Raw genomic sequence first — 26330 nt, 5'->3', positions numbered from 1 at the left:
TGAAACCTTTCAGACGGCCTGCTTTATTTTTAAGCCATTTGCTTATGTGCACAATTGCAAATTTCAGCATTACCCGCATTTTTTTCAGATGGGCAGGTTGAGCCAGGCCGCCAAGGTTGTAATGCCAATTCAAAAAAATAACCTTACAAAATAAAAGCAGTTCGGCAGCATCATCCGCGTAGGTCGGATTCTCGAATCCGACGTTTGGCCATCGGCCAAAGCAATGTGCGTGTCTTGTTCTGCGAACAAGTGTCGGATTCGAGAATCCGACCTACAGGCTGCCCGTTTGTATATTATTTTTTTGAATTGGTATAAGCCAAAGTTTTTCCAAGCAATTGATTTTATAGTGGCATACAAGAAAAGCGACACGAAACGGCATGCTGCCACAGCGCAGGTTGGATTGATAAACTCAGAGTTTCAGACGGCCTGTGGATTTGTTGGGTTTACAACCCAACCTACCCGCCGTATCACTTTTCTATGCATTTCACTATGTAGAGCTGTTTGGGTTTTGTTGGGTAACGCCTGCTGCAAACACACAGAGGCCGTCTGAAAGCTTTCAGACGGCCTCGCACCTCATTCAAAACGCTGCATCATCATTTCGCGCAAAGCGCTGCGCCGTTGCGCATTCAAGCCGCAGGCCGTCTGAAACACGGCTTGGCTGCCGCAAAACACAAAGCGTTCGCGCGCGCGGGTGATGGCGGTGTAGAGCAGCGCCTTGTTCAAGCCTGCGCCGCTTTCGGGCGGCATTTCCACCGACGGCGGCAGCAGCCACACTTCACGGTATTCCGAGCCTTGGCTTTTGTGCACGGTAATCGCAAAAGCCGGGCTGTGTGCGCTCAAGCGGCTCAGCGGAATGCTGCGGTAGCCCTCGGCTGCGGCAAACCAGGCGGCAAGTGCGCCCGCATTCTCTTTATCCGGTAGCACCAAGCCGATGTCGCCGTTGAACACATTGAGCGCATAATCGTTGCGCTCTATCATCACCATCTGCCCGGCAAACCACGGCACATCGGCACGGGCGCGGCCGTGGCGTTGCAGGCATTGCCGATAGGCCTCGTTAAACGCCGCCGCATCATCGCGCCAAGCCGCCAGCACCACCGCATCGGCCTGATGGGCAAAAGCCGCTGCCACATCGCCGCCGGCCACCGCCTGCCAATAATCCGCGTGCAAAGCATACAAAGCCTCGGCCTGCTCGCGGCGGCTGCCCTGCCACACGCCCAGCGCTTCGGGAAAGCGCGCAAACTGCGCCCAAGCCAGCGCCGCATCTTCCGCCACCACCGCGCGCGCCAGCGAGCCTATACCGCTTTGATCATCAAAGCGGTGGCTCACCACAAGGCGCGCCACGTTTTGCGACATAGGCGGCGGCGATAAGGCCGTCTGAAAACCGTGTTGCGGCAACATAGCCTGCAATTGCGCTGCCGCGTTTTCACTCAATAAAGTGGGCTGCGCCAACGCCGCCAACACCGCACCTGCGCCCACCGAAGGCAGCTGGTTTTCATCACCGAGCAATACCACGCGGCAGCCATCGGGCACGGCACGCAAAAGCTGCAACAGCAAGGCAATATCCAGCATCGAAGCTTCATCAATAATCAGAATATCCAAAGGCAGCGGCTGCTCTTCATTAAATTGCGGGCGCATTTGCGGCGCACGCAACTTTAAGAGCCGGTGCACGGTTTGGCCTTGCAGCTGCAACAAATGCTGCTTCACCGCAGCGGGTGCATCAAAAGTGCCCAGCGCCCGATGCAGCGCGCGCGCCATATGCGCCGCCGCTTTGCCGGTGGGCGCGGCCAGCGCGATGCGCGGCAGTTCGGCGCTTTGGTTGCACAGCAGCGCCAAAAGCTTGGCCACGGTGGTGGTTTTGCCGGTGCCGGGGCCGCCGCTGATGAGCATAAACGCTTGCAGCAGCGCGAGCGCCGCCGCATCCCTCTGCCCTTCGCTGCCCGCCTGTGCAAACCAATCGTGCAAATCCTGCCCCGCCTGCAACCAATCGGGCGCCGGCAGCTTAGCTTGCGCCAACCGCGCGATTTGGGCGGCCAAATCACGCTCGAGCTGCCACATGCGCCCCAAAAACAAACGCCGCTCCAGCAGCACCAGCGGCGTGTTGCCGCCACGGCTCACCAACGGCGCCGCTTCGGCCAAAGCCGCTGCTTCTGCCGCGCTCAGCCAAATAAACGAATGCCCGTCCGCCAAAGCGGCAAACAGGCGCGGCACATAAGGCACGGCCAGTGGCGCCGCTGCGGGCGCATAGTGTTGCAAAAACGAGCAGGCCGCATCGGCGGCGGCCTGGTTTAAATCAGCATCTGAATGAACAGTCATCGGCAGATTCCATTATCGGCAAAGGCCGTCTGAACGCTTTCAGACGGCCTTTCATTATAACGTTTTATCACGTTTCAAACTGCGCGAGTTTCACCCTTCCGCCATCGCCATCAGGCTGGCGTTGCCGCCGGCTGCGGTGGTGTTGACGCTGCGGCTGATTTCGTCAAACAGCGGCAACACATCCACGCCATCGGGCATCAGCAGCACTTTCACCAGCGCACCGCGCTGCGCCGAGAGCTGCATTTTGATATTGGCGGGCAGATTTTCCAGCGCCACCACATGGCTTGCACCCGCAAACGGCGTTTCGCTCACTTCCAGCCATTGGCCGGCATGCTCCTGCCAAATGGCCAGCGGATGCACAGGCAGCACCTGCACGCGTATGCCTGATGCAGCCAGGCGGATCAGCGCGGCAAACGCCGTTTCCAAATCACCGCCGTAAAGCCACACGCGCTGCGGCGCATGCCAGCTCAAGCTGTTGCGCTCGCCGGTGGGGCCGGGCAAAGGCATTTCGGCCTGCCGCAAAGTGTGCACGCGGCTCTCGCCCAGCACAGCGGACAAGCGCACTTTGGCATCGTGCCCAAAGCCCATTTGCGCCAGCAGGCTTGCCATGGTTTGCAAAGCCGCTTCATCCGCTTCGCCCGTTTTGCTAAGCGGAGGCATCTGCCACGGCGCGCCGGCGCTCAAACGTTGCAGATAAAAAGAGCCGCCGGCTTTGGGGCCGGTGCCGGAGAGGCCGTGGCCGCCGAAAGGCTGCACGCCCACCACCGCGCCGACAATATTGCGGTTGACATACACATTACCCGCTTCGATGCGGCGGCAGATGTGTGCCACAGTGCTGTCGATGCGGCTGTGGATGCCGTGGGTGAGCGCAAAACCTTTGGCGTTGATCTGATCAATCAATTCATCCAGCGCGCCGGCCGCATAGCGCACCACATGCAGCACCGGGCCGAACACTTCACGCTGCAATTCATCAAGATTGTTCAATTCAAACAGCACCGGCGCCACAAACGTGCCCTGCTCTGCGCCCTCGGGCAGCGCGATTTCATGATGCGCCCGCGCCACGCTTTTCATTTTCTCGATGTGCGCAAGCAGGTTTTGCTGCGACTCGGCATCAATCACCGGGCCGATATCGGTGTTTAACAACGCAGGATTGCCCACACGCCATTCATCCATCGCGCCTTTAATCATGGCAATCATGTGATCGGCCACTTCTTCCTGCACACACAACACGCGCAAGGCTGAGCAGCGTTGGCCGGCGGAATCGAAAGCGGAATTGAGCACATCGGCGCACACTTGCTCGGCCAGCGCGGTGGAATCGACAATCATCGCATTCATGCCGCCGGTTTCGGCGATTAATACGGGGCTGTCTTCACGGGCGGCAAGATTGCAGTTAATCAGCTGCGCCACTTCGGTGGAGCCGGTGAAAATCACGCCGTTGATGCGCGCATCTTGCGTGAGCGCCGCGCCCACATCGCCCGCGCCGGGCAAGAGCTGCAACACGTTGCGCGGCACGCCCGCTTCGTGCATCAGCCGCACGGCAAAATGGGCAATCAGCGTGGTTTGCTCGGCCGGCTTGGCCAGCACCACATTGCCCGCCGCCAATGCCGCCGTCACTTCGCCGGTGAAAATCGCCAGCGGGAAATTCCACGGGCTGATGGCGGCCACCGTGCCCAGCGGCGCGCGCGCGGCGCAAGTGGTTTCGGCTTCATCGGCATAATAGCGGCAGAAATCCACCGCCTCGCGCACTTCGGCAATCGCGTTTTGCAGCGTTTTGCCCGCTTCGCGCACGGCAAGCATCATCAGCTCGGCCATATTGGCTTCAAAACGCAAAGCCACATTGCGTAAAATTTCAGCCCGCTCAAACGGCGTAACCGCCGCCCAAGAAGCTTCCACGCTTTTGGCCGCCGCCACGATTTCAGCCACATCTTCGGCCCGCACAAAAGCGGCCGTGCCCACAATATCGCTAAAATCGGCGGGGTTGCGCACCGCTTGCGCCGCGGCCGCCTGCGCATCTGTTGCGAGCAGCGGCGCGGCGGCATCGGTTTGCTGCACAGCGGCATTCATTTGCACTTCCAGCTGCTTCAACACCGCTTCATTGCTCAAGTCCAGCCCTTTGGCGTTCAGACGGCCTTTGCCATACAAATGACGCGGCAGCGGCAAAGCGGCATGCATTTTGCCCTGCGTGTGCGCAGCGGCATCGAGCGGGCATTGCACCAAATCATCGATGCTCACGTTTTCGTCTACGATTTGGTTTACAAATGAAGAATTTGCGCCGTTTTCGAGCAAGCGGCGCACCAAATAGGCCAGCAGCGTTTCGTGCGTGCCTACCGGTGCATAAATGCGGCAGCGGCGGCCTAGGTTTTGCTCGCCCACCACTTGGTCATACAGGGTTTCGCCCATGCCGTGCAGGCATTGGTGCTCGAAATCTTTGCCCAAGCCCATTTGGTAAATCGCCGCCAAGGTGTAGGCATTGTGGGTGGCAAATTGCGGAAACACCGCATCTTGCGCCGCCAAAAGCTTGCGCGCACACGCCAGATAGGAAACATCGGTGTGCACTTTGCGGGTGTAAACCGGATAGCCCTCAAGGCCGTCCACCTGCGCCCATTTCACTTCGCTGTCCCAATACGCGCCTTTCACCAAGCGTATCATCAGCTTTTGTTTGTTGCGCCGTGCCAAATCCACCAGATAATCAATCACAAACGGGCAGCGCTTTTGATAAGCCTGCACCACAAAACCGATGCCGTTAAAACCGGCCAAATCGGGGTCGGACACCAGCGCTTCCATCAAATCGAGCGACAATTCGAGCCGGTTGGCTTCTTCGGCATCGATGTTCAAACCGATATCGTATTGTTTGGCCAATAAAAACAAATCTTTCAGGCGCGGCAGCAGCTCTGCCATCACGCGCTCGTGCTGGGCGCGCACATAGCGCGGATGAATGGCGGAAAGCTTCACCGAAATGCCGTTGCCCTCATACACGCCCGCACCGGCGGCATCTTTGCCGATGGCGTGAATGGCGTGCACATAATCCTGATAATAGCGATCGGCATCGGCCTGCGTCATCGCCGCTTCGCCAAGCATATCGAATGAAAAACGGTAGCCCGATTTTTCGCGCTCTTTACCGTTTTTCAGCGCTTCTTCAATGGTCTGCCCGGTCACAAACTGCTTGCCGAGAAGGCGCATGGCATAATCCACGCCTTTGCGTATCAACGGCTCGCCGCCCTTGCCCACCACGCGTGTGAGCGCCGAGCCGAGGTTTTGGCCGCTGTTGGCCGCGGTGAGTTTGCCTGTGATCAGCAAGCCCCAGGCGGCGGCGTTGACAAACAACGACGGGCTGTGGTTGAGATGGCTCTGCCAATTGCCGCCGGATAATTTATCCTGAATCAGCTTATTGCGGGTGGCATTATCGGGAATGCGCAGCAGCGCTTCGGCCAAACACATCAGCGCCACGCCCTCTTCGCTCGACAAAGAAAATTCGTGCATCAGCGCATCCACGCCGCTGGCCTTGCTGCGGTTAGCACGCACCTGCGTCACCAAACGGCGCGCCAGTTTTTCGGCGGCGGCTTTTTCATCGGTGCTCATCTGCGCCTGCACCAGCATATCGGCCACCGCCTCGGCTTCATCGCGGCGGTAGGCGGCGGTAACGGCATCACGCAATGCGGATTGGCTGTGGGAAAAATCAAACATATTCATCCTCTATCATCTTTCATCGTGCAAATCGGCGTGGCCGGCAAAGTGCTCGGCACGATTCGTTTATTAACATCAGCATATCAGCATTCGGCAGATAATTTGCATTTTTATCTTTATCCGCCCAACGAGGCCGTCTGAACATTTCGATTTAGCGTTCACTGCCGCCCTGATAAACCAAAATGGCTGCCGCCAAATCTTCAGAAGCCGCGCCCACGGCTTTATACACGGTGATTTCATCGGCGCGCGTGCGCCCCGGGTGCAGGCCGCGGCACAAGCCGGCCAAATCCGAGCGCACCTGCTCGCGCACAAATACGCCCGCGGCCATCGGCGACAACAAATCGCCGGCTTTATCGAGCGCCTCGTCGGTGTCGACAAACACCGAAGTGTCGGCAAACACGGCATCCTCCGATTCGCGCATATCGGGCTTGAAGCTGCCGATCAAATCCAGATGCGCGCCTTTTTGCAGCCATTGCCGTTGCACCAGCGGCGCGGTGGATAAAGTGGCGCAACTGATGATGTCGCTGCTGCGCACGGCAGCTTCCAAATCGGCCACGGCTTCGGCTTGAAAGCCCTGCTGCTGCAAATCTTCGGCCAAGCGGCAGGCTTTGTTGAAATCAATATTCCAAATGCGCACGTGTTTGATGTCGCGCACGGCGGCATAAGCCGGCGCAATTTCGCGCGCCACATTGCCCGCGCCCACAATCAGCAGGCTTTGTGCATCTTGGCGCGCCAGATAATCGGCGGCCAGCGCCGAAGCGGCGGCCGTGCGGCGGCAGGTGATTTGGTTGCCGTCGAGCACCGCCACCGGCACGCCGTTTTGCGCGTCAAACAAAGTATAAGTGGAATGCAGCCCCGGCAGGCCGTGTTTACTGCCGTTTTCCGGGTAAATGGTCACATGCTTGATGCCCAAAAAGCGGTTTTTCTGCCAAGCGGGCATAATCAATAATGTGGCCGCAGCATCATCGCTCTCAAGCGCATGAATGTGGCGGCGCGGCACGGTGCAGCCTTCCACAAACATCGTGTGCACGGCTTGGATTAAGGCCGGATAAGGCAGCCCGGCACCGGTGGCTTCATAATCAAAAATTTTCATCCATTTCTCCTTTAATCAAAATGTGTTTTCAAATTCGTTTCATTTATTGATGCTCGGCAAGCTTATACAATCGGCTGTATTTTTCTCTGATAAGAGAATAAATAATCTATTTTGCTTGTGATAAAATCATGTATTAACGATATTTCATACTTTTGTTTCCGCCCTCGAAAACCTTATGAATCCAAGCACCCACACCGACCTGCCGGCAGAAAACAGCAGCCTTTTTTTGGCGCGCCAAGTGCATGCTTTGCGCAAAAAAGCCGGCTTGACCTTGCAGCAGCTCAGCCGCAAAAGCGATGTTTCCGTGTCTACCCTTTCCAAAATCGAAAAAGGGCAGCTCTCGCCCACTTACGAAAAAATCGTGTCGCTCGCCCGCGGGCTGGATGTGCCGATTGCCGCGCTTTTTCATGAAGAGAGCGCCCACACGCCCAACGGCCGCCTGGCCGTTACCCGCGCCGGCAGCGCCCGAACCCACAGCACCAAGCAATACGATTATCAGGCGCTGTGTGCCGATTTGAGCAACAAGCGCTTCGTGCCGCTGCTCACCCGCATCAAGGCACGCAGCCTGCGGGAATTTCCGGCGCTCTTGCAGCACGAGGGTGAAGAGTTTATTTATGTGCTGGCCGGCCAAATCACCGTGCACACCGATTTTTACCAACCCATCGTGCTCAACTGCGGCGATGCCTGCTATTTCGACAGCACCATGGGGCACGCCTGTGTGGCCGGTGAAGAAGAGGCGCAAGTGTTGTGGGTGTCTTCCCATTCCACGCAAAACACTTAGATTTTGAATCGCTATCGCACCTTACCTTTTTAAAAAAGGCCGTCTGAAACCTGCAACCGTTTTCAGACGGCCTTTTGATTATTCATCCAACTGCCGCCCCGAACGCTCGCTCACCGCCGCAATCGCCACCAGCGACACCAGCCCGGTGAAAATAATATAAAGCGCAATCGGCACATAAGAGTGATCGAATTTTGCCAGCAGAAAAGTGGCCACCAAAGGTGCCGTGCCGCCGGCCAGCGCCGCGCCGATTTGATAGCCTAGGGTGATGCCGGTGTAGCGCACATTGCTTTTGAAAATTTCGGAAAACATCGTGCCCAACACCGCCGTGGTCGGCGCCCAAATCACGCCCAAACCGATTACCGTAGCCAGAATCAGCATGCTGAACGAGCGGGTTTGCAAGAGCCAGAAATAGGGAAAAGCATAAGCCATCATCATCAACACCCCGGCGATATACACCGTTTTGCGGCCGATTCTGTCGGAGAGCGCGCCCATCAGCGGAATGAGCAGTGTGGTCACCACCGTGGCCACGGTCACCGCGTTGAGCGCCTGTGTGCGGCTGAAGCCGAGCTCTTTGGTGGCGTAATACACAATAAAAGTCGACATAATGTAAAAAGGCGCGGTTTCCACAAATTTCGCCCCCACCGCAATCAACACCTCGCGCTTGTGGTGTTTGAGCGTTTCGAGCAGCGGCACCGCCACCACATTGCCGGCCGCTTGGTTTTTCTTAAACGAAGGCGTTTCATCAATGCCTTTGCGTATCCACAAGCCCACAAACACCAGCACCGCGCTCAGCACAAAAGGCACCCGCCAGCCCCACGATAAAAACACATCATCAGGCAGCATGCTCATCACAGTGAGCGCCAGCGTGGCCAAAAGCATGCCGATGGTCACGCCCATTTGCGGCACGCTGCCGAAAAAGCCGCGCCGCTCTTTGGGCGCATATTCCACCGCCAGCAGCATCGCCCCGCCCCACTCGCCGCCGATGCCCAAGCCCTGCACCAAGCGCAGCAGCACCATCAAAATCGGCGCGGCAATACCGATGGCCTGATAAGTCGGCAGCAAGCCCATCAACACCGTGGCGCCGCCCATCAAGCCCAAAGTGAGCACCAAGGTTTTCTTGCGGCCGATCCGATCGCCGATGTGGCTGAAAATAATGCCGCCGAAAGGGCGGATAAAGAAAGAGAGCGCAAAAGAAGCAAAAGCCAGCATGGTGCCCACGGCCGGATCTTCAGCGGGGAAAAACAGCTGGTTAAACACCAAAGCGGCCACCGTGCCGTAAAGAAAATAATCAAACCACTCAATCGAACTGCCGATCAGGCTGGCCCAAAGCACCCGCTTGGATACGGTTTCTGTTTTCATCTTGCTTCCTCTCCATTTATATTTTTAAAGATGTGTAATTATTGTATAAGAGATTTAATTTTCTTAAAAGAAAATTTTAAGATGATATGCAGATATCTTCTTAGCCGCCTATCCTTGAGCGTGCATTTCCAAGCACATCGTTTTTGCACACATCAAACTGTTTTCAGACGGCCAATATCACGTACAATGTTTGCATTCATTTTTACAAACTGCGGCCGGCTTTTTTCAGACGGCCTCTTTGATTCGGACATCACACAACCATGACCACACCGCCCGCCCTTCCCAAGCCTGCGCCCTCGCGCTGGCTGCCGCTTCTGCTGGCGGTGGCCATTTTCATGCAGATGCTCGACACCACCATTCTCAACACGGCGCTGCCGAAAATGGCGCTCGATTTGAATGAATCGCCGCTCAATATGCAGTCGGCCGTGATTGCCTATGCGCTCACGCTGGCGCTTCTGATTCCGCTCAGCGGCTATTTGGCCGACCGCTTCGGCACGCGTTCGGTGTTTATCGCTTCGATGGGCATATTCGTGCTCGGCTCTGTTTTATGCGCCGCCGCGCCCAATCTTTCCATGCTGCTGGTGGCACGGGTGATTCAGGGCATAGGCGGCTCGATGTTGGTGCCGGTGCCGCGGCTCACGCTTTTGCGCGTTTACGATAAATCACAGCTGCTCAATGCCATCAATTATGCGGTGATGCCGGCGCTTATCGGGCCGGTGCTGGGGCCTTTGGTGGGCGGCTATTTGGTAGACTATGCCAGCTGGCATTGGATTTTCCTGATTAATGTGCCCATCGGCATCGCCGGCATGGTGTTTGCGCTCAAGGTGATGCCCGACCTTAAGGGCGAAGGAAAAGAGCATTTCGATGTGGTCGGCTTTCTGCTGTTTGCCGCAGCCGCCTGCTCGCTGAGTTTATCGGTAGAAATCGTCACCCACCCCGGCACCCGCTTTTTCGCCATGCTGATGGCTCTAAGCGGCGCAGCCGCGCTGTGGCTTTACTGGCAGCACGCCAAGCGCGATGATGCGCCGCTTTATGCGCGCAATCTTTTTCAGGTGCGCACTTTCCGGCTGGGGCTGGCGGGCAATTTGTTCAGCCGCTTGGGCATCAGCTCGGTGCCGTTTCTGCTGCCTTTGCTGTTTCAACTCGCCTTCGGCTTCAGCGCCAGCCTGTCGGGCTGGCTGCTCGCGCCGATTGCCATTGCCTCGATTTTGGTTAAGCCGCTCATCAAACCTTTGATGGGCTATTTCGGCTACCGCCGGGTGCTGGTGGCCAACACCCGCCTGCTCGGCTGCCTGATAATGTGTTTGGCCATTCCCTCGGCGCACACCCCTTTATGGCTGTGGGCAGCGCTGCTGTTTGTGGTGGGCATGGGCAACTCATTACAATTTTCCGCCATGAACACGCTCACCGTGGCCGACTTGCGCTCGTTTCAAGCCGGCAGCGGCAACAGCCTGATGGCCGTCAACCAGCAGCTGGCCATGAGCTTCGGCATCGCCTTGGGCGCGCTGATTTTGCAGTTTTTAAGCCAAAGCAGCATCGCCACCGATAATCTGCACGCCGCTTTTCGCTACACCTTTATTTATCTGGGCGCCATCACCTTTATCTCAAGCTGGATTTTCATCGGCCTCGACAACCGCGATGGCCGCAACCTGACGCAAAAAGCATCCAAACCTTAAAGGAAAGGAGCATTTCTGATGAGCTTTACTGAAAAATACCGCGCCGGCGGCAAAAAATTCAAACTTGCCGATTTTCCGGCCGGCGACAAATCCGGCCTGCCTGATAGCAAAGAAGCCCGCAAGCTCGCCACCGAAGCCTTGAGCGCCGAGCTCGATCAATTGCAGGATATTCTTTATGCGCAAGCCAAACACCGCTTTTTAGTGGTGCTGCAAGGCATGGACACTTCCGGCAAAGACGGCACCATCCGCACCGTGTTTCGCGCCGCCGATCCGCTGGGCATGCGCGTGCAGGCCTTTAAAGCGCCCTCAGAAGCCGAGCGGGCACGAGATTATCTGTGGCGCGTGCACATGGTGATGCCCCAAAGCGGTGAAATCGTGATTTTCAACCGCAGCCACTATGAAGACGTGTTGGTCACACGGGTGCGCGGCTGGATAGACGAAGCCGAGCAGGCGCGCCGCATCCGCCAAATCAACGATTTCGAGCGTATGCTGACCGAAACCGGCACCACCATCGTGAAAATTTTCCTCAATATTTCCAACGAAGCGCAGCGCGAGCGCCTGCAAGAGCGCCTTGATAATCCTGAAAAACACTGGAAATTCAACCCCGGCGATCTCGAAGACCGCAAGCTGTGGCCGCAATTTATGCAAACTTATCAACAAGTGATTGCCGCCACCGACACCGACCACGCACCTTGGTATATCGTGCCCGCCGATTCCAAATCCGGCCGCAGCCTGATTATCGTCAACATCTTGCTCGAACATTTGCGCAAGCTGCATCTGGCTTATCCCGAGGTGGACACAAGCGGCTGGCCGCAGCAGATTGAATGATACCCATCCAAAAAACATCAGGCCGTCTGAAACCAAAGTTTCAGACGGCCTGATGTTTTTCAAAACCGATGCAAGCTTATCCGCCAAACACTTCTATGCCTGTGCGTATTCAAAAATAAATGGTTTTGACAATCTTTTCAGACGGCCTATAAATACACAATCTCGCCGCTGCGCCCGCGGCTCTCCACGCTCGCCCACCACACGAAATCAGGCATGATTTCTTCATAATCTTTGCGCTCGCTGCGCGCTTCGCCGGGGTGGGTTTTCATGCGTTGGGGCGAATTCACAGGGCCTGGCACGAGCACATTGGCGCGCAGATTTTCAAAGCGCTCCCATTCGTCGGCCGCCACTTTGCACAAATAATTCAGCGCCGCTTTCGATGCGCCGAAGCCGCCCCAATAAGCTTTCGGGTCTTCACTGTGGCTCTCGCCGACAAAAATCACCGAAGCATCGGCCGATTGTTTCAGCAGCGGCAAAAAGGCGCGGGTGAGCCCCATCGGCGCCACAGTGTTGATGCGGTATTGGTTCACCCATTCGGCCACGGTTTGGAAATCGAGCGGCGAGAGCGCGTAGAAATAGCTGGCGCAATGCACGATGCCGTCGAGCCTGCCGCCGGTGGCTTCGGCAATGGTGGCGGCCAAGCGCTCAAATTCGGCCTCTTCGGCGCTGAGCAAATCAAAGCAGATGGCAAAAGGCTCGGGGCCGCCGGCAGCCACGATTTCGTCATACACTTTTTCAAGCTTTTTCTGATGGCGCGCCACCAACACCACCGTGGCGCCGGCAGCGGCATACGCTTTGGCCACTTGCTCGCCTATGCCTTGCGATGCGCCGGTGACCAGCAGGATTTTTTCTTGCAGTTGAGCCATTTTATTGTTTTCCTTTAAGCAGTTCTAAGCAGTTCGTTTTGATAACGCCCATTCGTTCAAACACAAAGCGGCGGCCGATTGGCCGGTTTGCACCGCTGCCTCCAGCGTGGCCGGATAGCGCGGGTGCAGATAATCGCCCGCCGGATAAATATGCTGATGGTGCAGCCAGGCCAAATCGGGCAAGCGGCGGTGGGCAACGGCAGCCGTGGTGGCGCGCTTTTCGGTAATCACGCGCGCGGCAACGGGTGCACCCGCATCCGGGCACAAAGTTTGCACATCCGCATTCACCCGCGCCACCCATTCATCGGGCGCAAAGCCGCCGACGATATCCGACACGCTGATCACCGCCGCCACTTCATATGCACTGCCGCCCAATGCCGCGCGGCCAATCAGCCATTGCGCCGTGCCGTTTGCCAGGCCGGTCATGGCGGCGGGCAGATTCAGCGGCGCAGCATAACGCAAATATACCGTAGTAATGGCATGATACTGCATATCGGCATAGGCCGTCTGAATGTTTGCCGGCGTGTCAGGCGGCAAGAGCGTCGCAGCGTGATAAGGTGCCACCGCCAAAACAGCGCAGTCGAAAGCCGCGCCGTTTACTTCGATTTGCCCGCTCGGCAGCGGCTGCAAACGCCCCACGCGGCTTTCCAAATGCACCACCGCACCGCTTTTTTTCAGACGGCCTAAAGCCGGCTCGGCCATAATGCGCCCCAAATCAAGCTTGGGCAGCAGATAATCGCTGTCGCTTTTTTGCGCCCACACCCCGTCTTGCAACACATTAGCCAGAATATTCAGGCTGGCCGACTCAAGCGGTGTGTTGAGTGCGCCCCACACCAGCGGCTGCCAAAATTCGGCCACCAGCCGGCGCGGCGTGTGCCGCTTGCCCAACCATTCGCCCACGCTGATGTCGGGCGGGTTCAAGCCGTGGCGCCGCTGCAAAGCGCGCATGCTGTCGAGCAGGCGCAGTTTATCGGCAAAGCCCAGCTTTTTGGCACACAAAATGCCGGCCAACAAATGCAGCGGTGCGGGCAGCGAAGCCGCCTTAAACTGCATGCCGTCGGCCATATGCCATTGCAGCGGGCAGCGCACAAAAGCCGCGTTTTCCGGCACGCCGATTTGCTGCATCAGCGTGCGCACGCCGTGATAAGCGCCGATTAAAATATGCTGGCCGTTGTCCAAAAAGCTGAAATCACCGCGCCCGGCCGCCAGCGTGCGCGCCCGCCCGCCCGCCTGCTTGCCCGCTTCAAACACATGCACCTCGGCTTTGTTGCCCAAATGCACCGCTGCCGACAAGCCCGCCCAGCCCGCGCCGATCACGGCGATTTTCGGGCGGGTTTGATGTTGCTTGCTTAAAACATTCATGGTTTAAATCCAAACAGCCAGGTTTTCAGGGCGATGCGTTTTTTGCGCGGGCCGGGAATGGCAATTTTGTATTTCAACACGTTTTGCGCACCGTCGCGCTCGATTTCGTTGAGCAGCGCATAATAAATCGCCGCCAAAATCAAGCCCATTTTTTGGGCCTTTTTATCAGCAGCCGGCAGCAGCGCCAGCGCTTCGCGATAAATGGCGCGCGCACGCGCGATTTGAAACGCCATCAATTCGGCAAATTGCGGCGTGGGCGCGGCCTGCATAATGGTTTGCGCGGGCACGTCAAAGCGCTGCAAATCTTCCATCGGCAGATAAATGCGGCCGTTGCGCGCATCTTCGCCCACATCGCGGATGATATTGGTGAGCTGCAAAGCCAAGCCCATTTTATCGGCATAATTCAATGTTTCGGGGCGGCTAAAGCCCAAAATGCGCGTGATCAACCGCCCCACCACACCGGCCACGCGGTGGCAGTAAAGCTGCAATTCAGCAAAGTTTGCGTAGCGCGCCCGGGTTAAATCCATCTGCATGCCCTCGATGATTTCCGCCAGCTCATCGTGCGGCAGCGCAAATTCCGCCACCACGCCTTGCAGCGCGCGGCACACCGGATGCTCGGGCGCGCCGCCGTCAAACACCTTGGCCAAATCGGCGCGCCACCAATTAAGCGTGGTTTGCGCCACCTGCATATCGGTGCAATCGTCCACCACATCATCGAGCTCGCGGCAAAACGCATACAGCACCGTCATGGCATCTTGCCGGCGCTGCGGCAAAAAACGAAACGCAGCCAAAAAGCTCGAGCGGCTTTCGGCGGCTTTTTGGCGGCAATAATCAAGTGGCTGCACAGCGGCTCCCTGCGGGTTTTGTTAACATCGGATTGTAGCGGGATTTTCCGACGGCAACAAATTTTCAGACGGCCTGCCAACGCGCGGGCACAATTCCGACAAAACCACTCAACTATGCGCGCCAAATCTGCTAGAATATGCCCCACAAACCCGAACACCCAAAGGCATACAATAATATGGCACTATTGCAAATCGCCGAACCCGGCCTCGCCGCCGCCCCGCACCAACACCGCCTCGCCGCAGGCATCGATTTGGGCACCACCAACAGCTTGGTGGCCGCCGTCAAAAGCGGCAGCGCCGTTTGCCTCACCGATGAGCAAGGCCGCGCCACGCTGCCCTCGGTGGTGCGCTATTGCGAAGATGCGCGCGTGGAAGTGGGCCATGATGCGCTCAAAGCGCAGAAAATCGACCCGGTCAACACCATCAGCTCGGCCAAGCGCCTGATCGGGCGCACCCTGGCCGACCTCAAAGCCGACAACCATTATTTCCCCTACCGCTTCGGCAACAACGAGCGCCTGATTGAATTGCACACCCGCCAAGGCAATAAAACCCCGATTGACGTGTCGGCCGAAATTTTGCGCACCCTCAAAACACGCGCCGAAGAGCGTTTGGGCGGCCCGCTCACCAGTGCCGTGATTACCGTGCCGGCTTATTTCGACGATGCCCAACGCCAAGCCACCAAAGATGCCGCGCGCCTGGCCGGCCTCAATGTGCTGCGCCTGCTCAACGAGCCCACCGCCGCCGCCATTGCCTACGGCCTCGACAACCGCGCCGAGGGCACGTTTGTGGTATACGATTTGGGTGGCGGCACGTTTGATGTGTCGGTGTTGCAGCTCACCAAAGGTTTGTTTGAAGTGAAAGCCACCGGCGGCAACAGCGCGCTGGGCGGCGATGATTTCGACCACCGCCTCTTCTGCCATCTGCTTGAGCAAAACCAGCTCTCGCAGCTTAACGAGCAAGACAGCCAGCTTTTGCTCAGCCTCGTGCGCGCCGCCAAAGAAACGCTCACCACCGAATCCAGCGCCACCATTCAGGCCACGCTTTCAGACGGCCGCCAAATCAGCAGCAACATCACCCGCCAGGAGTTTCAAAACCTCACCCAACATTTAGTGGCCAAAACCATCGAGCCGGTGAAGCAGGCGCTCAAAGATGCCGGCGTGGGCAAAGCCGACATCAAAGGCGTGATTATGGTGGGCGGTGCCACCCGCATGCCGCATGTGCAGCAAACCGTGGCCATGTTTTTCGGCCAAACCCCGCTCAACAACCTCAACCCCGACCAAGTAGTGGCACTCGGTGCCGCCATGCAGGCCAATGTGCTCGCCGGCAATAAAAACGACGACGAATGGCTGCTGCTCGACGTTACCCCGCTCTCGCTCGGCCTCGAAACTTACGGCGGCCTGGCCGAAAAAGTGATTCCGCGCAACAGCACGCTGCCCACCGCACGCGCGCAAGATTTCACCACCTTTAAAGACGGTCAAACCGCCATGACCGTGCACGTGGTGCAAGGCGAGCGCGAGCTGGTGAGCGATTGCCGCAGCCTGGCCAAATTCACCCTGCGCGGCATTCCGCCCATGGTGGCGGGCGCCGCACGCATCCGCGTTACCTTCCAAGTGGATGCAGACGGCCTGCTTTCCGTGTCTGCCCGCGAGCAAACCAGCGGCGTGCAGGCGCAAATCGAAGTGAAACCTTCTTACGGCCTCGATGATGAAACCATCACCCGCATGCTCAAAGAAGGCATGAACAACGCCGGTGAAGACATGGCCGCGCGCGCGCGCGCCGAAGCCCAAGTGGAAGCAGAAGGGCTGATTGCCGCCGTGTCTGCCGCGCTGGCGCTCGACAGCGATTTGCTGGAGCCCTCCGCGCTTGCCCATATTCAAGCGCTAATCAGCAAGCTGCAAACCAACCTGAGCAGCCACACCGCCGAGCAGATCCGCGCCGCCACCACCGCGCTGGCGCAAGCCACCGATGATTTTGCCGCCAAACGCATGAACCGCAACATCCAACGCGCCCTCACCGGCCAAAGCGTGGAAAACCTGTAAACCCAAGCCGGTTTATCCGCATTGATTTAAACCATTTACCGCACTCACAATAAAAGACACAACATGCCAAAAGTAACCGTTCTCCCCCACGCCACACTCTGCCCCGAAGGCAAAGTGATTGAAAACGCCCCCGCCGGCCAAAGCATTTGCGATTTGCTGCTCGACAACGACATCGAAATCGAACACGCCTGCGAAAAATCCTGCGCCTGCACCACCTGCCATGTGATTGTGCGCCAGGGTTTCGACAGCCTCGAAGAGCCCAGCGAGCTCGAAGAAGATCTGCTCGACCAAGCTTGGGGCCTCGAAGCCGATTCGCGCCTGAGCTGCCAAGCCCAAGTGGCCGATGAAGATTTGGTGGTGGAAATCCCCAAATACACCATCAACCACGCCCGCGAACACCATTAACACGCAGGCCGTCTGAAACTTTTTCAGACGGCCTAAGGGTCTGTTCACATTTCGTTTATGAGGGGATTTTGTTCCTGAGAATGCAGATGCAAGGCAAAAAAACGCAGCAAGGTTGAACATCTTGCGAGGCTTTTTAACGCAACAGATGTATTTTCAGGGGCGAAATACACCCGTAAATCGAAATGTCAGGATGCCCTAGATAAAAACAACATTCAGTATAAAAGGAGCGCACATCATGAAATGGACCGACACCCAACGCATCGCCGAAGAGCTATACGATGCCCACGGCGACATCGACCCGAAAACCATCCGCTTCACCCACTTGCGCGAACTGGTGATGGCGCTGCCCGATTTCGATGACGACCCCGCCCGCAGCGGCGAGCGCATTCTCGAAGCCATCCAGCAAGCCTGGATAGATGAAGCCGAATAAACCGCTGGCAGACTACGCCCGCGCTGCCCACGGCCTGAGCAGCCCCGCCGTGGTGGTGCGTAAAGAAGAAATCGCGCCGGCCGATGAAGATGAAGAAGTGCTCAGCGAAACACGGTATCACTTCAGCGACGGTGCCGTGTTGCAATACCGCATCGAAACTGACCTTTACGAAGGCACCCCCGAAGCCGCCCCCGCCTGCCTGCCGATGTGGATCAGCTACCGCATCATGCAGCACCCGCCCGAAGCCGATATCGCGCCCGAGCAAAAAACCTTTGCCAACACCTGCCGCCAGTTTTTCTGGCTGAAAATGCAGGCATAAAATCGTGCAGCTTGAATGGCAAACACAACCATACGCATGATTCAAAAAGGCCGTCTGAAACTTTTTTCAGACGGCCTTTTATCATTTACCGCACACCTTATACCAATTCAAAAAAGTAAGCTAACAAGGCGGCGAGCCGCAGACAGTACAACTAGTACGGCAAGGCGAGACAACGAAGTTAGGTTATTTTTTTGGATTGGTATTACAACGGCGGCTCAGTCCACACCGCACGATAGCTGGTATAAACCGTGAGCATCGTCCACGGCGTGACCACCAATATCATCAATGCAGACATCGCCACCAACGGCAGCCAAACCCAATCAAACAGCATCACCAAACCCATCGCCAGCAAACCGATTACCAAAGAGAGCCCCAGCCACACCAAGCCATACACAATAAAAGGCAAAATATTGCGCACGCAGCCCTGAAAGCTCATTTTCATCGCCTGCCACGGCGCCACATCATCCAGCACCGTCAACACAGTAGCAAACCACATCATCATCGACACGGGCACAAGCGCAGCAAAGCCTGCCAATATAATCCCGCCATACATCGCCATCGCTGCCACAGAAGGCTGCTCCGAATCCCAATCACTGATGTTTGTGCCTGTTAAATACATCACAACCACAAACACAAACACCACCACCAGCAGCACCAAAAAATACAGCAGCGTCAAAATAAATAATTCTTTGAATTTATGCTGAAAACCACCAAACAAATACACAAATTCCAAATCATCATTTTCCGCCAGCGCCGCCGCAGCCAGCATCATGCCGCCCGCAAAAAACAAAGTCAGAAAATTGCTCAAAAAGCCCACCAGCGGCAGCATAGACACCACGGTGGTAATCAAAAGCATCACAAACGACATGCCCACCCACAGGCCCCAACGTCGGGTAAACAGCCCCCAAGCCTGCCCTATCCAAGCCGCACCCGCCGATGCAGCCAAGCGGCGCGGCTCGCGCAAAAGCTTGGGCGAGCCCTCGCTATCCGGCACCAAATCAGGCGCGCTTTCACCATAAATTCTGAAATCCGACATTTTCTTCTCTCATTGTTAAAATTCGTAAAACACAATTATAACGCCGCGCTTTAATATTTCAAGTATCGATACCGATTTCTATCAATAAACATAACAACAAACACACAAAGGCCGTCTGAAACAAATCTTTCAGACGGCCTTTAAATAATCATCAAACCAACTATAAAACCAAACCGATTTCAATCGCGCCCGCTGATTTTATCCGACAGCCCCACCTCATGCGGATTGATGCGCGCATTGTCTTCCTGGCCCAAACCCACCAGCCGGCGCAGGCGTGTAATATATGCATTCACATCCAAACCGCGCCCGAAACGCTGCGCCTCCCAAATCGTTTCCGCCAGCGCCTCCATCATCTCATGCTCCGCCCGCACCCAATCACCATTATGGCGGCGGCAAAGCTGCTCATGCACCGCGCGTATGCCCGGCGGCTGATCAATGCCCGCCTGCTCCTGTATCGACATATGCAGCGACATATGCAGAAAAGGGTTTGTTTCCTCAGCTTCAGGCGTCCACGTTTTTTCCAAATAATCTTCAATATTATCCAGATAATGATGGTATTCAGGGTGCGCCTCGATAATGCGCAACGCCTTTTGCTGCAAGGCATCCAGCTGCAAAGGCAGCATACGCTGCTGCCACACCTGCGCAAAAAAGCGCCGCACATCCTGCGTGTTTACATCATACATAAGCTTGTCCGCCCTATTTTTCAGACGGCCATTATAACCGATAGGCCGTCTGAAAGTATCGGTGGCATTTATCCGGCCAAACGCGTATAATTAAAAATTCCTATCTGGGGGCGATCTTGGTTTCGACGGGGGTTGCGAAGCAGATGCGGGCATACCGGGGTCTCAGATTCCCGTAAAACACTGAACTTAAATAGTCGCAAACGACGAAACTTACGCACTGGCCGCTTAAGGCCTGCCGTTGCAGCAGTTGGCCGATGGGCTGCGTAGGGTAAAACCTACAGCAACGTTATTTACATGGGCTGGTTTCGTGTCGGGTTACTTGGCACGGAATAAGATTTAAGGTAACTGGCTTCCAAACAGCCTGTCTGCCGGCGGAATGGAAGCAAGACTTCAAATAGACCGACTAAGTATGTAGAACGCTTTGTAGAGGACTTTCGGACGGGGGTTCAATTCCCCCCGCCTCCACCAACCTATGTTTTCAGCAATATGCTGGCACACCATAAACCCCTGAAATTAAAAGATTTTAGGGGTTTTTTATTGCCTATGATGTGCTGGCGTGTGCTGTAGTTTTCATAGCTCATGGGGTAATTCTTGGGGTAATATCGGGCAAAACCCCCGCAAAAAGCCCCTGAAAATGCCTGAAAAACAGCCCGATTTTAAAGCCAAATCACCCCAAAACAGCCTGAAACCCTGATGGATAAAGGCTTACAGCGTTTTTAAATATTACCCCTAAAACCGATAAAAACAAGGCAGAAAAACCATGCCGAAAGCCATAACCCCACTTACTGATTCACAATGCAAAAATCTTGCCCTACCCGCCAAAGGCATCAACCAGCTTTCAGACGGCCACGGCTTGTCGTTGCAGGCCGATAGCAAAGGCGGCAAATACTGGCGGCTTCGCTACTACCACCCCCACACCAAAAAGCGTGAAGAAATCCGACTTGGCATCTATCCCGATGTAAGCCTGAAAGCAGCCCGTGTGAAACGTGAAGAACTACGCGCCTTGCTTGAAAAAGGTATCGACCCGAAGCAACACCAGCAAGAGCAGGAAATCAAACAGCGCAATCAGGCATTGAACAGCTTTGAAGCGGTTGCCCGAAAATGGCATGCCGACCAGCAAGCCAAGCCCGATAAGTGGATGCCTGAACACGCCCACCGCCTTTTACGCAGCCTTGAACTGCACATATTCCCCGATATAGGGCAGCGGCCAATTGCCGAAATCATGCCGCTGGAAGTATTGAGCTTGCTGCAAAGGCTGGAAGCGGCGGGGAAATACGACACCGCCCACAAAGTGTATGACGTGGTGAATCAGGTGTTTTCTTATGCCGTGCGTTTGCGGATATGTGTATTCAACCCCGCCGCCGAACTTCGCAGAGAGCTGGCACAAGTGAAACAGCAAAGCTTTCATCATTTATCCGACCCTGCCGAAATCGGGCAGCTATTGCGCGATATAGACGGCTACACAGGCACGCCGCAAGTGCGCATCTTGCTGAAGCTTTCCCCCTATGTGTTCACGCGACCCGCTGAATTGCGCATGATGAAATGGGCAGAGCTGGATTGGGATAATGGCATTTGGGAGAAAAGCGGTGAGGGCGAGCGGAAAGGCGAACGAATGAAGAACGGGCTTGACTTCCTTATCCCATTGAGCCGCCAAGCCGCCGCCCTGATTGAGCAGATGAAGCCGATAACAGGCCATTATGATTATGTGTTTTGGAATAAGGGCACAGGGCAACCATTTAGCGAAGCGGCGGCAAGCAAGGCGCTGCACAGATTGGGTTACAAAGACAAGCAGACTATGCACGGCTTCCGCCATATTGCCAGCACCGCCCTGAATGAGCAGGGTTTTAACGGCGACTGGGTAGAACGGCAGCTTGCCCACAAAGACCCAAACCAAACACGCAAAACCTACAACAAAGCGGAATATCTAGAGCAGCGCACCGCCATGATGCAAGCCTATGCCGATTATTTGGACAGCTTGAAAGACGGCAATAAATAGGCCGTCTGAAACAGCCGCCACTTGGCAAATGCAGCATATGTTTACAAACTGCCATTTTTTAAACATGTTTTCTAGACATGTACACACGGTAAACATATACTTGGAACATCTTTATTTTTTGCCATTTAATAAACATGAATACTTGGAATGCAGAACAGCCCTACAACCATTTACCACCCTTGCCGCCAAAACACGATATTGAAAGCAAGGCTGTATTAAAACAGTGCATCAATGCCCGCGCCGCCTTGGCAGAACTGAAGCAGGCCGCTGAATTAATCCCTAATCAAAGCATGTTGATTAACACCTTGCCCACCATGGAAGCACGGGCAAGTTCGGAAATTGAAAATATCATCACCACCACCGATAAACTGTTTCAATACATGCAAACAGAAAGCCAAGCAGCAGACCCTGCAACCAAGGAAGCCATGCGATACCGAAGCGCATTGTTTTCAGGCTTTCAGTCACTCGACATTAAGCCGCTATGTACGCAAACCGCCAAACTGGTATGCAGCGAAATCAAAGGCCGTAATATGGAAATCCGCCAAACAATCGGCACAGCTTTGCGCGCCGATGGCAGCGGCAACACCATTTACACCCCGCCTACAGGCGAGCAGTTAATACGCGAAAAATTAGCCGATTGGGAGCGGTTTATACACCAAAGTACAGACCTTGACCCGCTGATAATTATGGCAATAGCACATTACCAGTTTGAAGCCATACACCCCTTTTCAGACGGCAACGGACGTACAGGCCGCGTATTGAACAGTTTGCTGTTGATTGAAAAGGGGCTGCTTAGCTTGCCGATTCTATACTTGAGCCGCTATATCATTGAACACAAAACAGACTACTACCGCCTTTTGCTGGACGTAACCGAAAACGGCAATTGGGAAGCATGGATTTTATACATGCTGGCAGGGGTAGAAGATACTGCAAAATGGACGATAGCCAAAATCGAAGCCATCAAGAAGCTGGCAGAACATACCCGCAATTATATTCAGACGGCCTTGCCGACTGTTTACAGTCATGAGCTTGTGGCCTTGCTGTTTGAACAACCCTATACCCGCATTGCCAACCTTGAAAAAACAGGCATTGCCAAACGGCAAACCGCATCAAGGTATTTACAGGCATTGGCTGAAATCGGCGTATTGAATGAAATCACGATTGGGCGTGACAAGCTGTTTATCCACCCTAGGTTAATGGCGCTTTTAAGCGGCGATAACAACGAATTTAGCACCTACCCCGATACAGCCCGATAAAAGGCCGTCTGAAAGCACAACACCAGCCCCGCCGCCAAATCGAACGAAACATTAACGGAGATTCAGCCATGAAATACAAAAGCGAAATCAGCGCAATGCTTCACGAAACCATGCAGGGGCTTCACGAAGTGGGCGTAATCGACAAAACCACCATGCGGGAATTTGATAAATCCTGTTTGACCGAAATCGAACCATTGAGCGGCGAAGCCATACGCGCCATACGCGAAAAAGAAGCATTGAGCCAAGCGGCATTCGCCATTTATCTGAATATCAGTAAAAACCAAGTTTCGGAATGGGAGCGGGGCATAAAGAAACCAAGCGGCGCGGCCTTAAAGCTGCTTTCATTGGTAAAGGCCAAAGGCATACAGGCCATTGCATAACGCCAATCAATCAGCCGACACCAGCCCCCGCCGCTGGTGTTTTTATTGCCATTTGCACATGCTGGCATATTGTAGAATAATCGGGCATGTAGAAACATCAAAGCAAAGGAGCCGCCGCCATGCCCTACACCATGAACAGCCGCGAATTCAACCAGCACACCAACCGCGCACAAAAAGAAGCCGACAAAGCCCCTGTGTTTATCACCAACAGGGGCAGGCTGGTGCATGTGCTATTGAGCTATGCCGATTATCAAAAGCTGGCAGGCAAGCCGCAAAGCGCGTTAGAAGCGCTTACAGCCGCCCCCGCCCTTGCCGAAGCAATGGCCGATATAGAGCTGGATATACCGCCGCGAAGCACCGCCCACCGCCGCCCTGTTGAGTTTGGGGAAGACTGAATATGTATCTGCTCGACACCAACATTATTAGCCAAACACGCCGCCCCGATAAAGCCGACAAGCGCGCGACCGCATGGCTGGCACACACCGACAGCAACAACCTGTACACCAGCGCCATTGTCATGATGGAACTAGAGCGGGGCATTCTTGGCATAGAGCGCAAAAACAGCCAGCAAGGCACGATATTGCGGCAATGGCTGAATGATGTTGTCAAACCCGCATTTGCTGGCCGCGTGTTGCCCATAGACGAAGCCACCGCCGCCATATGCGCCAAGCTGCACATACCCGATAAAGCCCCTGATAACGATGCTTGGATAGCCGCAACGGCCATACAGCACAACTACACGCTGATAACGCGCAACACAGCCGATTTTGAACGCACAGGGGCAAAGCTGCTTAATCCGTTTGAGTATGCAGGGTAAGGCTACCTGAAAGCGGATTGAGATTAAATCTTGCAGGCTTTTCAGACAGCATCAAGCAGATATTTAAATGTGGAAATTATGGGCGGTATCCAAGTGGTATCCAAGCAAGTAACCAAGAATTGATGGTTACTGAATTTGGATACCAAGCAAGTTAACAAGGTTTCAGACGGCCTATGCAAGGTTCAACAATGATAAATTTTTCTAAATTAAAAAAGTGGTTAACTATTGAAGAAACGGCAAAAAGTCTAAGCATGGATTTTGATGATGACGTGTCAATAGGAGATGTTTATCAGGTTTGTCTAGAGGGGCATTTACAATTATCAATAAGATTCAGCGCCCCCGAAACAGCAATTAAATATAAATATATTTGCAACATTGATGATGTTGAAAGTCATAAAAAACAATTAATTGACTCTCAAACTGTAATGCTAAGATTATCGCTTGACAAACAATTTGGAACAAAACAGTATCCTTATGTACATGAACTATTTGCCGAGTATGAGAAAGCATTGGGAAAAGAAGACGAAGAAACAGCATTTGAATTATTTCTTAGCAAACTACCTGTTTGCGAATTTACCAGCAGCGCATTATTTCTACCTAATGGCAAAGTGTATGCACGAGATGAAGAATGCCGTGTAGGTGGTATTTTTAAATTGGCGATGTATGGCAATGAAAAACTTGATATAGATTTCCTACTTTGCCAAGAAAAAGGCATGGAAACGCCCGACTTGATAGATATTGATGGTTTTTTTGCGCTGGACGAAAAAGGAGATTTGTATTCAGTTCAAGCCACTCGATATAAGGAGAATGAAAGTGGTATTAGTATGCCGTGGCACTATCCATCAGGAGGGATAAATGATTTTCAAGCTGCTAATTTTGTTTGCTCGCAGGACGATTTAATAGATTTCAGAAAATATATACAAGGGCTAAATCATAGAGATTCTAACCCTGAAAATTCAAGCACTAGAAATTCAATGCTAATAATTATTGCTGGATTATGTTCAAAAGCAGGAATCGACCCTAAGAAAAGAGGCGTCTCATCTGAAATAGTACGAGAAATTGAAGCGCTTGGAGTTAGCATAGATTCTGAAACAGTAAAAAAATACCTTGATGGATTGCCCGACTTAATAGCAAGAAAACAGAAAACAGCAATTTAATTTACCGAAATCGGAAAACTAAAAACCGAAATCGGAAAAGCCGCCCCACGAGGGCGGTATCTTTTTGCGCATGAGAAACACCAGCAACCCGCTGGCTGTAACGGATGGAGATAAACCATGCAGCAAATCAACCTCAACAATCTTTCCGATGATGCGCAATTAACAATGGCCGAATTGGAAACCAGCAAAGTGAAAAATCGCCGTGGGATTACGCGCTTGTCAGGCAGTCAAATCCGCCGATTGGAAGCACAAGGCATTTTTCCGAAGAGCCGCCAAATCACAGGCACGAAATGCCGCTTCTATGTGGCTGGTGAAGTGAAGCAATGGCTGGCACAACAAGCCGCCAATAGCTAAGGGAGCGCATGAGATGAACGAAAAAACCGCCCGAATCGGCAAAAATTCAGACGGCCTGTATCTACTCGACAATGGCAACTATCCCCCTGCAATCTGCCGCATAGGCGCGGCCACCACGGGCAAATTATGGGTAATCAACGATAACCCCGCCTATCCGAGCCACACGGTAGAGCCGCATCAAATCCGCATTATCGGGCAGGTAAAAGAGCTGTTTAAAATCGAAAGAAAGGCGGTGTAACCATGAATCAAAATCAAATTGCCCCCGCTTATGGCCGCAAAGAAAGCTACTTCCCTGATGATGGCGCAATCGAAACCAGCTACACCGTTTGCGTATTGCCGCCGTATCATTTGCGCCCCGATACCGTTTGGCAGCAAAACGGTTGGCGGCCATTTACCGCCGATACCGAAGAGCAGGCAGAAGCCGCCGCTATGGCTTATTGCCATGAAAAAGGCTGGCAGTATCAGCGTGTGAATCCACGCGAGCCGATTTATCCGCAAATCCACGGCAGCCAAGCCGAATAAATCCCCCGAATAAATCCCCGCCGATGCGCCTTAAGCCGCATTGGTAGGGAGATTGCAGCCGTAGAAAACAGGCAAGCCCTTGATTTACCGCTAAACGGTGTTTTTCGGAGTGGTGACGGCAAGGCTACC

Annotated in this window: 25 protein-coding genes and 1 other RNA gene; 17 read left to right on the top strand and 9 right to left on the bottom strand. The window is 54.5% G+C overall.

All coding sequences use genetic code 11. The annotated features are described in order from the left end of the window. Positions 1–573: 573 nt before the first annotated feature. The 3 genes from recD to lhpI form a co-directional block, all read right to left on the bottom strand. Positions 574–2313, bottom strand: coding sequence for an exodeoxyribonuclease V subunit alpha (recD, locus tag LVJ78_RS05445; protein ID WP_132952409.1), 1740 nt, complete (start codon positions 2311–2313; stop codon positions 574–576). A 90-nt stretch (positions 2314–2403) separates the two neighbouring features. Beyond that, on the bottom strand, positions 2404–5997 hold the full coding sequence (putA, locus tag LVJ78_RS05440; protein ID WP_132952411.1) for a bifunctional proline dehydrogenase/L-glutamate gamma-semialdehyde dehydrogenase PutA: 3594 nt from the start codon (positions 5995–5997) through the stop codon (positions 2404–2406). Between the two features lie 151 nt (positions 5998–6148). Further along, complete coding sequence (gene lhpI / locus LVJ78_RS05435; protein ID WP_132952413.1) at positions 6149–7090, bottom strand: bifunctional Delta(1)-pyrroline-2-carboxylate/Delta(1)-piperideine-2-carboxylate reductase; 942 nt, start codon at positions 7088–7090, stop codon at positions 6149–6151. Positions 7091–7265: 175 nt separating this feature from the next. Here lhpI and LVJ78_RS05430 point away from each other — a divergent pair, with 175 nt between their 5' ends. Beyond that, positions 7266–7871 (top strand): helix-turn-helix domain-containing protein, encoded by a 606-nt coding sequence (locus tag LVJ78_RS05430; RefSeq protein ID WP_132952415.1) that lies wholly within the window; start codon positions 7266–7268, stop codon positions 7869–7871. 78 nt (positions 7872–7949) lie between these two features. On the opposite strand, the gene LVJ78_RS05425 is transcribed toward LVJ78_RS05430, so the two are convergent. Further along, entirely contained in the window at positions 7950–9230 is a 1281-nt protein-coding gene (locus LVJ78_RS05425) for an MFS transporter (RefSeq protein ID WP_132952417.1), read from the bottom strand. 260 nt (positions 9231–9490) lie between these two features. Here LVJ78_RS05425 and LVJ78_RS05420 point away from each other — a divergent pair, with 260 nt between their 5' ends. Together LVJ78_RS05420 and LVJ78_RS05415 are read left to right on the top strand one after the other, a co-directional pair. Next, positions 9491–10906 carry a DHA2 family efflux MFS transporter permease subunit gene (locus LVJ78_RS05420; RefSeq protein ID WP_132952419.1) on the top strand — a complete coding sequence of 472 codons (1416 nt, stop codon included), beginning with the start codon at positions 9491–9493 and terminating at the stop codon, positions 10904–10906. A gap of 18 nt (positions 10907–10924) precedes the next feature. Further along, on the top strand, positions 10925–11734 hold the full coding sequence (locus LVJ78_RS05415) for a PPK2 family polyphosphate kinase (RefSeq protein WP_132952421.1): 810 nt from the start codon (positions 10925–10927) through the stop codon (positions 11732–11734). Between the two features lie 146 nt (positions 11735–11880). Here LVJ78_RS05415 and LVJ78_RS05410 read toward each other — a convergent pair whose 3' ends face one another. From LVJ78_RS05410 to hpnD, 3 genes are read right to left on the bottom strand one after another with little or no spacing between them, the layout of a single operon-like run. Next, positions 11881–12600: an SDR family oxidoreductase gene (locus tag LVJ78_RS05410; RefSeq protein WP_132952423.1), complete on the bottom strand. Its 720-nt coding sequence runs from the start codon at positions 12598–12600 to the stop codon at positions 11881–11883. Between the two features lie 24 nt (positions 12601–12624). Further along, on the bottom strand, positions 12625–13962 hold the full coding sequence (gene hpnE, locus LVJ78_RS05405) for a hydroxysqualene dehydroxylase HpnE (protein ID WP_132952425.1): 1338 nt from the start codon (positions 13960–13962) through the stop codon (positions 12625–12627). Continuing rightward, positions 13959–14807 carry a presqualene diphosphate synthase HpnD gene (gene hpnD, locus LVJ78_RS05400; protein ID WP_132952427.1) on the bottom strand — a complete coding sequence of 283 codons (849 nt, stop codon included), beginning with the start codon at positions 14805–14807 and terminating at the stop codon, positions 13959–13961. The genes hpnE and hpnD overlap by 4 nt, the downstream gene beginning before the upstream one ends. A gap of 176 nt (positions 14808–14983) precedes the next feature. Here hpnD and hscA point away from each other — a divergent pair, with 176 nt between their 5' ends. From hscA to LVJ78_RS05380, 4 genes are all read left to right on the top strand, one after another. Continuing rightward, positions 14984–16846 carry a Fe-S protein assembly chaperone HscA gene (gene hscA, locus LVJ78_RS05395; protein WP_132952429.1) on the top strand — a complete coding sequence of 621 codons (1863 nt, stop codon included), beginning with the start codon at positions 14984–14986 and terminating at the stop codon, positions 16844–16846. Between the two features lie 63 nt (positions 16847–16909). Beyond that, complete coding sequence (fdx, locus tag LVJ78_RS05390) at positions 16910–17251, top strand: ISC system 2Fe-2S type ferredoxin (RefSeq protein WP_132952431.1); 342 nt, start codon at positions 16910–16912, stop codon at positions 17249–17251. Between the two features lie 235 nt (positions 17252–17486). Next, a complete protein-coding gene (gene iscX / locus LVJ78_RS05385) occupies positions 17487–17681 on the top strand; it encodes a Fe-S cluster assembly protein IscX (protein ID WP_132952433.1) in 195 nt (64 codons plus the stop codon). Beyond that, entirely contained in the window at positions 17668–18000 is a 333-nt protein-coding gene (locus tag LVJ78_RS05380; RefSeq protein WP_132952435.1) for a hypothetical protein, read from the top strand. Before iscX ends, LVJ78_RS05380 begins: the two co-directional genes overlap by 14 nt. 202 nt (positions 18001–18202) lie before the next feature. Here the strand turns inward: LVJ78_RS05380 and LVJ78_RS05375 are convergent, their stop codons facing one another. Both LVJ78_RS05375 and LVJ78_RS05370 read right to left on the bottom strand, forming a co-directional pair. Beyond that, positions 18203–19036 carry a BPSS1780 family membrane protein gene (locus LVJ78_RS05375; RefSeq protein ID WP_132952437.1) on the bottom strand — a complete coding sequence of 278 codons (834 nt, stop codon included), beginning with the start codon at positions 19034–19036 and terminating at the stop codon, positions 18203–18205. A gap of 179 nt (positions 19037–19215) precedes the next feature. Further along, complete coding sequence (locus LVJ78_RS05370; RefSeq protein ID WP_132952439.1) at positions 19216–19719, bottom strand: DUF1841 family protein; 504 nt, start codon at positions 19717–19719, stop codon at positions 19216–19218. A gap of 106 nt (positions 19720–19825) precedes the next feature. Between LVJ78_RS05370 and ssrA the strand changes: the two genes are divergently transcribed. From ssrA to LVJ78_RS05320, 10 genes are all read left to right on the top strand, one after another. Further along, positions 19826–20187, top strand: a transfer-messenger RNA (tmRNA) gene (gene ssrA / locus LVJ78_RS05365). A gap of 292 nt (positions 20188–20479) precedes the next feature. Continuing rightward, positions 20480–21715 carry a tyrosine-type recombinase/integrase gene (locus LVJ78_RS05360; RefSeq protein WP_132952440.1) on the top strand — a complete coding sequence of 412 codons (1236 nt, stop codon included), beginning with the start codon at positions 20480–20482 and terminating at the stop codon, positions 21713–21715. 134 nt (positions 21716–21849) lie between these two features. After that, positions 21850–22971 carry a protein adenylyltransferase Fic gene (gene fic / locus LVJ78_RS05355; protein ID WP_132952442.1) on the top strand — a complete coding sequence of 374 codons (1122 nt, stop codon included), beginning with the start codon at positions 21850–21852 and terminating at the stop codon, positions 22969–22971. 68 nt (positions 22972–23039) lie between these two features. Then, the gene (locus LVJ78_RS05350) at positions 23040–23351 is read left to right on the top strand and encodes a helix-turn-helix domain-containing protein (RefSeq protein ID WP_132952445.1); all 312 of its coding nucleotides are present in this window, start codon (positions 23040–23042) and stop codon (positions 23349–23351) included. A 119-nt stretch (positions 23352–23470) separates the two neighbouring features. After that, positions 23471–23746, top strand: coding sequence for a type II toxin-antitoxin system prevent-host-death family antitoxin (locus LVJ78_RS05345; protein ID WP_132952447.1), 276 nt, complete (start codon positions 23471–23473; stop codon positions 23744–23746). Positions 23747–23748: 2 nt separating this feature from the next. Then, positions 23749–24168 carry a type II toxin-antitoxin system VapC family toxin gene (locus LVJ78_RS05340; RefSeq protein WP_132952449.1) on the top strand — a complete coding sequence of 140 codons (420 nt, stop codon included), beginning with the start codon at positions 23749–23751 and terminating at the stop codon, positions 24166–24168. A gap of 188 nt (positions 24169–24356) precedes the next feature. Beyond that, positions 24357–25325 (top strand): hypothetical protein, encoded by a 969-nt coding sequence (locus LVJ78_RS05335; RefSeq protein WP_132952451.1) that lies wholly within the window; start codon positions 24357–24359, stop codon positions 25323–25325. A 117-nt stretch (positions 25326–25442) separates the two neighbouring features. After that, complete coding sequence (locus tag LVJ78_RS05330) at positions 25443–25679, top strand: helix-turn-helix transcriptional regulator (RefSeq protein WP_132952453.1); 237 nt, start codon at positions 25443–25445, stop codon at positions 25677–25679. Between the two features lie 13 nt (positions 25680–25692). Next, the gene (locus LVJ78_RS05325) at positions 25693–25917 is read left to right on the top strand and encodes a hypothetical protein (RefSeq protein ID WP_132952455.1); all 225 of its coding nucleotides are present in this window, start codon (positions 25693–25695) and stop codon (positions 25915–25917) included. Positions 25918–25919: 2 nt separating this feature from the next. After that, the gene (locus LVJ78_RS05320; RefSeq protein WP_132952458.1) at positions 25920–26201 is read left to right on the top strand and encodes a hypothetical protein; all 282 of its coding nucleotides are present in this window, start codon (positions 25920–25922) and stop codon (positions 26199–26201) included. Positions 26202–26330: the final 129 nt, after the last annotated feature.

It is taken from the genome of Uruburuella suis, assembly GCF_022870845.1.
GTDB lineage: Bacteria > Pseudomonadota > Gammaproteobacteria > Burkholderiales > Neisseriaceae > Neisseria > Neisseria suis.
Note: the sequence above shows the minus strand (reverse complement) of the source record. Positions and strands in the feature narration are given on the sequence as shown.

Coding starts and splice junctions, on each gene's coding strand:
- LVJ78_RS05320 (WP_132952458.1), top strand. CDS start 25,920: ATGAATCAAAATCAAATTGCCCCCGCTTATGGCCGCAAAGAAAGCTAC.
- recD (WP_132952409.1), bottom strand. CDS start 2,313: ATGACTGTTCATTCAGATGCTGATTTAAACCAGGCCGCCGCCGATGCG.
- LVJ78_RS05360 (WP_132952440.1), top strand. CDS start 20,480: ATGCCGAAAGCCATAACCCCACTTACTGATTCACAATGCAAAAATCTT.
- LVJ78_RS05325 (WP_132952455.1), top strand. CDS start 25,693: ATGAACGAAAAAACCGCCCGAATCGGCAAAAATTCAGACGGCCTGTAT.
- LVJ78_RS05375 (WP_132952437.1), bottom strand. CDS start 19,036: ATGTCGGATTTCAGAATTTATGGTGAAAGCGCGCCTGATTTGGTGCCG.
- LVJ78_RS05350 (WP_132952445.1), top strand. CDS start 23,040: ATGAAATACAAAAGCGAAATCAGCGCAATGCTTCACGAAACCATGCAG.
- lhpI (WP_132952413.1), bottom strand. CDS start 7,090: ATGAAAATTTTTGATTATGAAGCCACCGGTGCCGGGCTGCCTTATCCG.
- LVJ78_RS05430 (WP_132952415.1), top strand. CDS start 7,266: ATGAATCCAAGCACCCACACCGACCTGCCGGCAGAAAACAGCAGCCTT.
- LVJ78_RS05425 (WP_132952417.1), bottom strand. CDS start 9,230: ATGAAAACAGAAACCGTATCCAAGCGGGTGCTTTGGGCCAGCCTGATC.
- LVJ78_RS05345 (WP_132952447.1), top strand. CDS start 23,471: ATGCCCTACACCATGAACAGCCGCGAATTCAACCAGCACACCAACCGC.
- LVJ78_RS05410 (WP_132952423.1), bottom strand. CDS start 12,600: ATGGCTCAACTGCAAGAAAAAATCCTGCTGGTCACCGGCGCATCGCAA.
- LVJ78_RS05415 (WP_132952421.1), top strand. CDS start 10,925: ATGAGCTTTACTGAAAAATACCGCGCCGGCGGCAAAAAATTCAAACTT.
- LVJ78_RS05380 (WP_132952435.1), top strand. CDS start 17,668: ATGAAGCCGAATAAACCGCTGGCAGACTACGCCCGCGCTGCCCACGGC.
- iscX (WP_132952433.1), top strand. CDS start 17,487: ATGAAATGGACCGACACCCAACGCATCGCCGAAGAGCTATACGATGCC.
- LVJ78_RS05330 (WP_132952453.1), top strand. CDS start 25,443: ATGCAGCAAATCAACCTCAACAATCTTTCCGATGATGCGCAATTAACA.
- LVJ78_RS05335 (WP_132952451.1), top strand. CDS start 24,357: ATGATAAATTTTTCTAAATTAAAAAAGTGGTTAACTATTGAAGAAACG.
- putA (WP_132952411.1), bottom strand. CDS start 5,997: ATGTTTGATTTTTCCCACAGCCAATCCGCATTGCGTGATGCCGTTACC.
- LVJ78_RS05340 (WP_132952449.1), top strand. CDS start 23,749: ATGTATCTGCTCGACACCAACATTATTAGCCAAACACGCCGCCCCGAT.
- LVJ78_RS05370 (WP_132952439.1), bottom strand. CDS start 19,719: ATGTATGATGTAAACACGCAGGATGTGCGGCGCTTTTTTGCGCAGGTG.
- hscA (WP_132952429.1), top strand. CDS start 14,984: ATGGCACTATTGCAAATCGCCGAACCCGGCCTCGCCGCCGCCCCGCAC.
- fdx (WP_132952431.1), top strand. CDS start 16,910: ATGCCAAAAGTAACCGTTCTCCCCCACGCCACACTCTGCCCCGAAGGC.
- LVJ78_RS05420 (WP_132952419.1), top strand. CDS start 9,491: ATGACCACACCGCCCGCCCTTCCCAAGCCTGCGCCCTCGCGCTGGCTG.
- hpnE (WP_132952425.1), bottom strand. CDS start 13,962: ATGAATGTTTTAAGCAAGCAACATCAAACCCGCCCGAAAATCGCCGTG.
- fic (WP_132952442.1), top strand. CDS start 21,850: ATGAATACTTGGAATGCAGAACAGCCCTACAACCATTTACCACCCTTG.